Consider the following 9,549-nt stretch of genomic DNA (forward strand, 5'->3'; position numbering starts at 1 on the left):
GCTGTAGCGCGGTGGTCCCACCTGACCCCATGCCGAACTCAGAAGTGAAACGCCGTAGCGCCGATGGTAGTGTGGGGTCTCCCCATGCGAGAGTAGGGAACTGCCAGGCATCAAACAAGTGAAGAAACCCTGAACGAAAGTTCAGGGTTTTTTTACGTCTATATAACGCTGAAATTGCATGCAATCGCCCTAATTTCACCCCCAAAATCCCTTACTAATCACAAATTAGCACCTTCAACGTCATCCAATTCCCGAAACCGCCCAACACATGCTTTACTGAATCCTTTGGCATTAATTTATCGCAAGGAAATGAGGTAAGACATGACCGACTCACTACAACAAAAAGTGGCACCATCTGAATCAACGATAAACAGCAAACAACGCATCTGGGCGATTGTTGGCGCGTCATCGGGCAACCTGGTCGAGTGGTTCGATTTCTACGTTTACTCCTTTTTCTCACTCTATTTCGCGCATGTATTCTTCCCGGCAGGCGATACCACTACGCAGTTACTGCAAACAGCAGGTGTATTCGCCGCTGGATTTTTAATGCGTCCGATTGGTGGCTGGCTGTTTGGCTATATCGCCGATCGCCATGGACGTAAAAACTCAATGCTGATTTCTGTCTGCATGATGTGTTTAGGATCCCTGGTGATCGCCTGCCTGCCAGGATACGGCGAAATTGGCGTAGCGGCACCGGTGATCCTGCTGCTGGCGCGTATGTTTCAAGGGTTGTCAGTGGGAGGAGAGTATGGCACCAGCGCTACTTACATGAGTGAAGTCGCTTTAGAAGGCCGTAAAGGATTTTACGCATCATTCCAGTATGTGACGCTGATCGGCGGGCAGCTGTTAGCGGTTCTTACCGTGGTAGTGCTGCAACAGATCCTCAGCGACGAAGAGTTGCGGAGTTGGGGTTGGCGTATCCCCTTCTTCCTTGGCGCCGTGCTGGCTGTGGTCGCTCTGTGGCTGCGTCGCTCACTGAATGAAACCTCCGAGAAAAAGAATCGTGAACATAAAGATGCGGGCAGCGTTATGGGTTTGCTGCGCAATCACTCACGCGCATTTCTGATGGTATTGGGTTTTACTGCCGGCGGTTCACTGAGCTTCTACACCTTTACCACCTACATGCAAAAGTATCTCGTCAACACGGCAGGGATGGATGCACGCAGTGCCAGCGGATTGATGACTGCTGCATTATTCGTCTTCATGTTGATTCAGCCGATCGTTGGAGCGCTTTCAGATAAGATCGGTCGTCGATCCTCGATGATGATCTTTGGTGCGGGTGCAGCAATCTGTACCGTGCCGATCCTGATGATGCTGCAAAATGTGCAGAGCGGTTGGGCCGCATTTGCACTGATCATGCTGGCGCTGATTATCACCAGCTTCTATACCGCCATCAGTGGCATTCTGAAAGCAGAAATGTTCCCGCCAGAAGTGCGCGCACTAGGTGTTGGCTTATCTTATGCGGTGGCTAATGCGATCTTTGGTGGTTCGGCCGAGTATGTCGCTTTACTGCTGAAGAAAGAGGGGATTGAAACCAGTTTCTTCTGGTATGTGTCGGCGATGGGGGCATTGGCCTTCGTTATTTCCCTGATGCTCCATCGCAAAGGGAAGGGCATTGCACTGTGATTATTGGCTTAAATTCCACAAGGCAACGCCAGTGGCCGCTCCCGCCACGTCATAGCTGAGATCTTTCCAACTCCAGCCGCTCCCCGAAGAGCGGCTGTCATATAACTCTTTTCCTACGCCAAAACTCAGCGAGAACAAAAAGCCAAAACGTAAATTTTGTCCACGGCTTTGATGCTGGTGTTGGGAGATTTCACTGCCGGCAGCGGCTAGCACGGCAGAAGAGAAGAAGTGTTCGGCTTTGTCCTTACCGGTCCAGTTATCTTGTGCCACATGCGCACATCCACTACAAAGTAAAACTACGCAGAGGATGAACGCACGCATCTGTTAGAGTAAGCGACTGATAAGACGGTCAATACGGATACGGCGTAGACGACGGATTAACTTACGTACCTTCGCCGGATAGTCAGAAATACTCTCTAATTCGCGGAAGTGTTGGACCGTCGTGGTATGTTCACGAATCAACGCCAGCTCTTTCTCGCGCTGTTCTGCCAGCTCATTCTTCGGATCATGGATAAGCACCGCATTTTCCAAATCCAGTCGCCAGGCGCGCGGATTAAGGTTATTACCGGTAATCATCATCCACTCGTCATCCACCCAAATGCCTTTCAGGTGATAACTGTTTTCGCCGTCTTTCCACAAACGCACCGTCAACTGGCCGTTATTGACGTAATACTGCAAACGGCTCAGAAAGCGTCGCAGGTTGATCTCATACAGATAGGGCAGTGCGCCGATGATTTTAAACGGCTGGTCAGGCGGGATGTAGAAATCGTTGGCGGTTTTATCGCCCACGATGATCTCCACTTCTTTACCCTGACGCAGCAGGTGGATCAGATTACGCACCAGGATCGCTGGCAGGTTGAAGTAAGGCGTGCACAGCGTCAGTTTACGCTCGGCGCACGGCATCAAATGGAAGATGGTTTTATTGAGCAGACTGCGTTTGCCAAGGCCCACCAGCGGCGTGACCGCCAGTGAGTCATTGTCAGTATTCCCCGCGAACTGGTAGTTAAAACTGCGCAAATCCTGGCGGAACTGGCGTGTTTCGTTTTTAATTTCAGGGCTGGATGGACGCTCAGTCTGGTCAAGGCGATTAACCGCATCGGACTGCTTGAGATTTTCGCAAATCCACGCGTACATGGTGTCCGCCAATTGTGGATTGCGGATTAGCTGATAGCGATCATAGCGATATTTATCATGCTGATGCAGATAAACATCATTCAGGCTGGCGCCGCTATACAGTAAGGTGTCATCAATAATGAAGCCTTTCAGATGCAGTACGCCAAGTGCTTCACGCGTGTTAACGGGAATGCCATACACTGGAATAGCGATCTCGGGATGCTGTGCTGCCATCTCGCAATACCAATCAGCGTTGGTCAGTCCACGAGCGGCGCCAATTCGGCCACGCTGCGCGCGATGCCAATCCACCAGAATACTGATATCCAGCTCCGGACGTGCCTGACGCGCAGCATAGAGCGCCTGCATGATGCCACGCCCGCCGTCGTCGTTCTCGAGATAGAGCGCGGCGATGCAGATGCGTTTTTCAGCCGCAGCGATTTTCGTCAGCAGGGTCTCACGGAACTCGGCAGGCGAGTAAAGCGTGGTCACATCCGACACGGATTGTGACAGTTTAGGCAGCTGTGCGAGGTGTTGTTGGTGTTTATTGCGTTTAAATTTAGACAACATCACAGTGCACTTCTTCTCTGTTCATTGCATGGCCTTTTGCCATCAAATCATGATCCTAACGGTAAATAATAACATCAACCGGCCTGATAAGGAGGATTTTTACCTTTCTGTACAGGATATCATCACGCCTCACCGAGCGGTAAATTCAGGCTGACAATGCCATCATCCAATTGAATATTCACACGAAAATTCAGTTTTCGTGCCAGCGTAATCATGCCGGTGTTGTGTGGCATGGTGATACCGTTCAATTGTTGCAGACCATGATCGCGCGTATAGCGGATCATCTTTTCCAGCAATCGTCTGCCCATCCCGAGTCCTTTAAGATCGGAGCGCACCAGCACCGAAAACTCCGCATCAATGTTATCGGCATCCGAGATCGCACGCGTCACACCAATAATCTCATCATTCCCGTTGTGCTGTCGTACTGCAACAATGGCCATCTCTCGGTCATAGTCGATTTGGGTCATGTTGGCGAGATCCTCATGCGTGAACTCATTGATCTCACTGAAATAACGATAATAAAGGTCTTCTTTCGTTACCTGAGCGATAAACGCGCGCAGTTGTGGTTCATCTTCCGGCAAGATCGGACGGAACAGGCAATACTGCCCATCTTTCAGCTGTACTTGTTCTTCAAGATGATGCGGGTAAGGACGGATAGCCAGACGCGCTTCGTTATCACCAGTAAATGGCGCGAGTTGCAGCGTGACATCCAGCAAGGTGAATTCATTCGCGGAGGCCAGCAGCGGATGGATATCCAGCCGCTGGATCTCCGGGCAATCTACCACCAGATTTGAAACCTGCACCAGCAATTGGCTCAGCCCGGCAATATCCAGTGGACGCAACGCACTGCGACTGCGCACTTTGCCGCTCTTCATCGCCTGAATCACCAGATAACGCGCCAGCGTCATGTTCAATGGGGGAAGTGCGACGGCAGCCTGTTTATCGGCCTGCCATTCTACGCCGCCTTCACCCAGCATAATGATGGGACCAAACAGCGGATCTTGCTCCACCACCACGCGTAATTCCTGCGCACCCGCACGATTCGCCATGCTTTGTACCAGCAATCCATCAATTCGGGCTTGAGGATGGGTATGGCGCACGCGATCAAATATCGCTTCAGCGGCCTGCTCGACCTCCTCACAACTGCGCAGATACAGCATCACGCCCTGAACTTCTGATTTGTGTGGAATATCCGGCGACCGCAGCTTAAGCGCCACCGGATAACCAATCTGATCGGCAGTAGTGGCGGCCTCACGGCTGTCACTCGCAATCCAGGTCGGTAGCGTCGACAAACCATACGCTTGCAGCACCGGTTGCACTTCGTGGGTATCCAGCGTGTTGATCCCCTGATCCAGCGCTTGCTGAATCAACTGGTGCGCCTGCGTACTATTTTGTGTCAGGCCTATCGGCAAAGCGGGGGTTTCACGCAATTGCTTCTGGTTACGGCGATATTCGACCTGGTGCATGAAAGCGGTCACCGTGCCTTCCGGCGTGCGCCAGGTGGGGATTCCGGCCTGAGTGAAAGCACGACGAGCGGCTTGTGACGAGTATTCGCCACACCAGTTAGTGAGAAGTGTCACCTGTTTGCCGCGCGGATGTTTTGCCACTGTCGCAATAATTTGCTCGGCCGTTTCGGTGGCGGGAGACACGGCGCTCGGGGCATGGATAATCATTAATGCATCGAGTTCATGGCTATCCAGTAGTTGTTCAATGCAGGCAACATAGCGCGCAGGGGTGGCATCGTCCTTGAGATCCAGCGGATTACCGCGCCCAACGCCCTCGGGCAACAACGTGGTCAAGGCTTGTAAAGTCTCATCACTCAGCGTAGCCAGTTTGCCATTACGCGCGTACAGCTCATCCAGTGCTAAGGCTGCGGGGGCTGCGCCGTTGCTGATGATCATCAATCTATCCCCTCGCAATGGACGCATATGGCTTAGCGATTCCACCGCGGAAAACAGTTCATGCGTGTCCTGCACCCGCAGCAAACCGGCACGCTGAATCGCGGCATCCCATGCTGCATCCAGCCCGCTGAGTGTGCCAATCATCGCCTGTGCCTGATGGCTGCGACCGCTTTTGATCACCAGAATCGGTTTATTGCGTGAGGCGCTACGAGAGGCCGAAACAAAGCGGCGCGCATCACTGAGATGCTCTAGATAGAGCAGAATAGCGCTGGTTTTACCGTCACGCGCCAGGAAATCCAGCAAGTCATCAACATCAATATCCAGACTGTCGCCCAAAGCGATAAACCAGGAGAAGCCGAGATTGCGCTGTTGAGCCCAATCAAGAATGGTGTTGGATACCGCAGCGGATTGAGAAATAAAGGCAATGCGTCCTTTTGCGATCGGCACCGGCGAGAAGCTGGCGTTTAATCCTTGCCACGGGGCCAGCAATCCCAGACTGTTCGGGCCGAGCAGGCGAATTTGCCACTGGCTGGCGCAGGCTTTCAACTCTTCAAGCTGACTGGCGGGCGAGGAGAGAATGATGCAGGCTTTGCAGCCTTTTTCACCCAGCTGCTGCAGCAGCTCCAGATTGCGTTTGGCATGAGTACAGATAATGGCGAGATCGGGCGCGAACGGCAGGCTGGCAATATCCGGCCAGGCCAGCACACCGCTTACGGCTTTATACTTCGGCGTGACCGGCAGCACCGGACCGCTAAATCCGCCAGCCAGCAAATTACGCATCATAAAGTAGCCGGCGCGCCCCGGTGTAACTGACGCACCAATCACCGCGATTGATTTAGGTCGTAACAGTGCTTCCAGTCCGCGTTGGCTCATCATCCGCTCCCGACATCAAGATTGGCATGATTGTAAACGCTTTTTACTCTGCTTGCCGACTCGCCGATCGCAGGCTGAGGATCTCTTTAAGGTTCCAGCGCTTTAAATGGCCGATGTACTGCATATTCTGCTCGCTATGCCATGCTGAGACATCTCCATCACGCAGATGCATGAGATCAGCCGGACTGACCCAGCTCGCCTGTCCCTGAAGTAGCTCGACGCCTGCATGGCGATATCCTGCGATGACGAATTCTGAGCAGAAGAAGCGATTGGCTTGAGGATCGTCAACGTCGGCGAGTTGCACGCGCGCTAATGCAGTGAGACAGGCACTGCGTAGATTTTCGTGCATCAGCGGCAGCTCGCAGACGCGGCGCGAAACCATAAACGGCATGAACATCACGATACCTTTGAAATTGTATTTTTTGCCTTGTTGCTGGTGGGCAAATTCGCGCAACAGCGAGCTTTGGTCTTGAGTGAGGCTGGGCACGCGTAGCACCAACACGTTATTACTCTCCTCAATAGCCTGTTGCAGCGGAATGATTTTGACACCACTGCCCACGGCTTCCGCCACTTGCCGATCACCCAGGTAGATTGCGGCATGGCTGACACCGCTGAAGCTAATCAGGCGAATGCCCCAGGATTGAGGCGAGGTGGCGGAGGAGAGCAGCAAATCACCGGGCTGCAATTCAGCAACGCTAATGATGCCACCTGGGCGTGTGCTAACGGATTGTAACGGCAGTGGGTAAGGGCGGTCAGTTTGCGGTGCCGTGCTGCAGCCCGCTATCAGCAGCACAACAAGCCACCAGACTTTCATAGCGCATCATCCTTATGTTGGGAGCCAACTCCATGGCGATGTGCGACTATAAATCAAACGGACGAGTTAAAAAATCAGGCGATCCCTACAGCACACTTTCCTGATAGTGCACAGGATGATGCGGCTTGCCTGCCAAATAAGCGTGGCGGAAATGCTCAAAATGCTGCTGTAACGCGCTTGCTGCCTCAACATCGCCAGCCTGTTCCAGCAGCGCGGCGGCCACTTCAGCGGTACAGTGCTGGCCCTCGCCGTGCGCTTCCCGCAGCGTGTAGCGCGACGGTGTGGAAACGTTGAGTGACATCACCGGGAACGCATCCAGCCAGGGGCTTTTGCGGAACATTTTGCGGGCTTCGGTCCAGGTGCCATCCAGCATAATAAATAGCGGTGGTTTGCCGGTGAGCGGAGGTGTGATGAGGACTTCCCTGCCTGCATCGGCATACGAGCCCGGAAATACTACCAGTGGCTGATAATCGGTGGTTTGCACTGCTGCGAGCATCGCTTCATCAGGTTCGGTGCGTGACCAGCCAAACGCCAGCGTATCAGGCAGGATATCGGCAATCAGGCGTCCGGTATTGCTCGGCTTCATCGGCTCGGTATCGAACATCACCAGGCAAAAACGGCTGCGTGCTAGCTGCGGTTGCAGCGTGGCACACAGGCAATTTTTTTGCGGCAACAGACAACGCTGGCAACGCAACACGCGATTGCCACGGGCAAGAAACGGGCGCGTAGCGCGTGCTAAACGTTGCGCACGTAAGCGCAGAACGGCATTTTCAGACATAGAATCGCAGGCAGGAAAAAAACGCCAGTTTAATGGAAGGCGAACGGCAAGGCCAGCACAGGGGCTGGCCTGAGGTGCTTAAAGTGATTCGTCGAGCCACTCATTAAACGGCGCTTTGGGCATTGCCCCGTTTAACATGTCGACCATCTCACCTTTTTTGAACACCATAATGGTCGGGATACTGCGGATGCGGAAGCGTGAGCTGAGTGCCGGTTCGGCTTCCGTGTTCACTTTCACAAAGCGCACTTTACCGCGGCGTTCGTCAGCGACATCCTTAAAAACAGGCGCGAAGTTCACGCACGGACCGCACCACGGCGCCCAAAAGTCGACCACCACGGGCAAATCGTCCTGCAAATATTTATCAAGCGTGGCTGCCGTGGCATTCACGACTTCACCATTGAACAGCTCGTCGCCACAGCGACCACACTTGGCGCCATCGGCAATACGTTCCTCGGGAACGCGGTTAGTTGCCTGACAGGAGGCACATACAGTATTCATCGTCACCTCAAACCGGACCTGTAAATGTTATGATTGCCGAACATTATGAAAAGGTTGAGTGCTATGCTCAATCTGGATTGCCCAATAGGTTCAATAGTTGATAGCTAAGCTCCAGCACATCAGGTAATCTTCGCGCTCTCAATGCAGGAGGAACAAATGAACGACGAATTTAAAGGCAAAAGCGGCAAGGTAAAAGTGATGTATGTACGTGATGAGGATGCAGGCCAAAAGCCAAATCCCCGTACCGGCAAAGGCGGCCGTCCTGCTGCGCGCCAGGAAGATAATCGTCGTTCTGGTCCTCGTACTGCACGTAATAATGAAGAAGGTGGTCGCAGCAGTGCAGGTGGACGCGGAACGCCCGCGCGTGATGCACGCAATGCTGACCGCGGTCGCAGCTTCGGTCGTCGCGACGATCGTGATGACAATCGCAGCTTTGGTGATTCTCCGTGGCGCACCGTTTCACGCCCACCGGTAGCGGACGATAGCCAGATTGATGAGGCAGCGAGCAATAAGCCGGTGATCGATCCCGAGCAGATTCGCCGTCAGCGTCAGGAAGAGACGCGCGTTTACGGCGAAAATGCCTGCCAGGCGCTGTTTGCCAGCCGTCCAGAGAGCATTGTACGTGCCTGGTTTATCCAGAGCGTCACCCCGCGCTTCCGCGAAACGCTGCGCTGGTTAGCGGCCAACCGTAAAGCCTACCACGTGGTGGATGATGCCGAGCTGACTAAGGCTTCAGGCACCGAACACCACGGCGGCGTGTGCTTCATCATCAAGAAACGTATAGGCATGGAAGTCTCTGAGTGGCTGAAAAAAGCGGATACCAGGGATTGCGTGCTGGCGCTGGAAGATGTCAGCAACCCGCACAATCTCGGTGGCATCATGCGTAGCTGCGCACACTTCGGTGTGAAAGGTTTGCTGGTTAACGATGCTTCCCTGCTGGAATCGGGCGCGGCAGTACGTACTGCCGAAGGTGGCGCAGAACATGTGCAGGCGATCAGCGGTGAAAGTTTTGCCAGCGGTCTGGAAGCCTTCCGCAAAGCGGGTTACACCATCGTGACGACTTCAAGCCATGAAGGCACGCCGCTGGCGAAAGCTGAGCTGCCAGCCAAAATGGTGTTGGTACTGGGTCAGGAGCGTGAAGGTCTGTCCGACAGCGCCTTCCAGCAGGGTGATATCAGCCTGTCGATTGGCGGTACCGGCAACGTTGAGAGTCTTAACGTCTCCGTGGCGACTGGCATTCTGCTCGCCGAATGGTGGCGCCAGAACGCATAAAAGAAAACGGGCCGAAAGGCCTAATGCCAGTCAGTTAAGCCTGACTGGCATTTTTTCTTCTGGCTGTCGGATATTTATAGGGTCTCTCTTTCACCACCCTTGGGAAC

At 53.7% G+C, this 9,549-nt stretch carries 8 protein-coding genes and 1 rRNA gene; 3 read left to right on the top strand and 6 right to left on the bottom strand.

Annotated elements, in window-relative coordinates; genetic code table 11:
• Both rrf and QMZ65_RS24960 read left to right on the top strand, forming a co-directional pair.
• A 5S ribosomal RNA gene (rrf, locus tag QMZ65_RS24955) occupies positions 1-109 on the top strand; the annotation flags it as partial.
• Between the two features lie 212 nt (positions 110-321).
• Positions 322-1,626, top strand: coding sequence for an MFS family transporter (locus tag QMZ65_RS24960; protein ID WP_160869954.1), 1,305 nt, complete (start codon positions 322-324; stop codon positions 1,624-1,626).
• Here the strand turns inward: QMZ65_RS24960 and QMZ65_RS24965 are convergent, their stop codons facing one another.
• From QMZ65_RS24965 to trxC, 6 genes are all read right to left on the bottom strand, one after another.
• Positions 1,627-1,947 (bottom strand): YfiM family lipoprotein, encoded by a 321-nt coding sequence (locus tag QMZ65_RS24965; protein ID WP_058959193.1) that lies wholly within the window; start codon positions 1,945-1,947, stop codon positions 1,627-1,629.
• 3 nt (positions 1,948-1,950) lie between these two features.
• A complete protein-coding gene (gene pssA / locus QMZ65_RS24970; RefSeq protein ID WP_097119813.1) occupies positions 1,951-3,306 on the bottom strand; it encodes a CDP-diacylglycerol--serine O-phosphatidyltransferase in 1,356 nt (451 codons plus the stop codon).
• 122 nt (positions 3,307-3,428) lie between these two features.
• Positions 3,429-6,080 carry a bifunctional acetate--CoA ligase family protein/GNAT family N-acetyltransferase gene (locus tag QMZ65_RS24980; protein WP_283216927.1) on the bottom strand — a complete coding sequence of 884 codons (2,652 nt, stop codon included), beginning with the start codon at positions 6,078-6,080 and terminating at the stop codon, positions 3,429-3,431.
• A gap of 43 nt (positions 6,081-6,123) precedes the next feature.
• A complete protein-coding gene (locus QMZ65_RS24985; protein ID WP_283216928.1) occupies positions 6,124-6,894 on the bottom strand; it encodes a YaeF family permuted papain-like enzyme in 771 nt (256 codons plus the stop codon).
• Positions 6,895-6,979: 85 nt separating this feature from the next.
• On the bottom strand, positions 6,980-7,672 hold the full coding sequence (locus tag QMZ65_RS24990) for a tRNA-uridine aminocarboxypropyltransferase (RefSeq protein ID WP_097119810.1): 693 nt from the start codon (positions 7,670-7,672) through the stop codon (positions 6,980-6,982).
• Positions 7,673-7,750: 78 nt separating this feature from the next.
• Positions 7,751-8,170 (bottom strand): thioredoxin TrxC, encoded by a 420-nt coding sequence (gene trxC / locus QMZ65_RS24995; RefSeq protein ID WP_034825465.1) that lies wholly within the window; start codon positions 8,168-8,170, stop codon positions 7,751-7,753.
• 156 nt (positions 8,171-8,326) lie between these two features.
• Between trxC and QMZ65_RS25000 the strand changes: the two genes are divergently transcribed.
• Entirely contained in the window at positions 8,327-9,442 is a 1,116-nt protein-coding gene (locus QMZ65_RS25000; RefSeq protein ID WP_097119809.1) for a tRNA/rRNA methyltransferase, read from the top strand.
• The last annotated feature ends 107 nt before the right edge of the window (positions 9,443-9,549 follow it).

The sequence above is a fragment of the Pantoea sp. EABMAA-21 genome (assembly GCF_030053335.1).
In the GTDB taxonomy this organism is placed as follows: Bacteria; Pseudomonadota; Gammaproteobacteria; order Enterobacterales; family Enterobacteriaceae; genus Pantoea; species Pantoea communis.

Bases quoted from the DNA above. Each gene is read 5' to 3' on its own strand.
- QMZ65_RS24960 (WP_160869954.1), top strand. From the start codon at position 322: ATGACCGACTCACTACAACAAAAAGTGGCACCATCTGAATCAACGATA.
- QMZ65_RS24965 (WP_058959193.1), bottom strand. From the start codon at position 1,947: ATGCGTGCGTTCATCCTCTGCGTAGTTTTACTTTGTAGTGGATGTGCG.
- pssA (WP_097119813.1), bottom strand. From the start codon at position 3,306: ATGTTGTCTAAATTTAAACGCAATAAACACCAACAACACCTCGCACAG.
- QMZ65_RS24980 (WP_283216927.1), bottom strand. From the start codon at position 6,080: ATGAGCCAACGCGGACTGGAAGCACTGTTACGACCTAAATCAATCGCG.
- QMZ65_RS24985 (WP_283216928.1), bottom strand. From the start codon at position 6,894: ATGAAAGTCTGGTGGCTTGTTGTGCTGCTGATAGCGGGCTGCAGCACG.
- QMZ65_RS24990 (WP_097119810.1), bottom strand. From the start codon at position 7,672: ATGTCTGAAAATGCCGTTCTGCGCTTACGTGCGCAACGTTTAGCACGC.
- trxC (WP_034825465.1), bottom strand. From the start codon at position 8,170: ATGAATACTGTATGTGCCTCCTGTCAGGCAACTAACCGCGTTCCCGAG.
- QMZ65_RS25000 (WP_097119809.1), top strand. From the start codon at position 8,327: ATGAACGACGAATTTAAAGGCAAAAGCGGCAAGGTAAAAGTGATGTAT.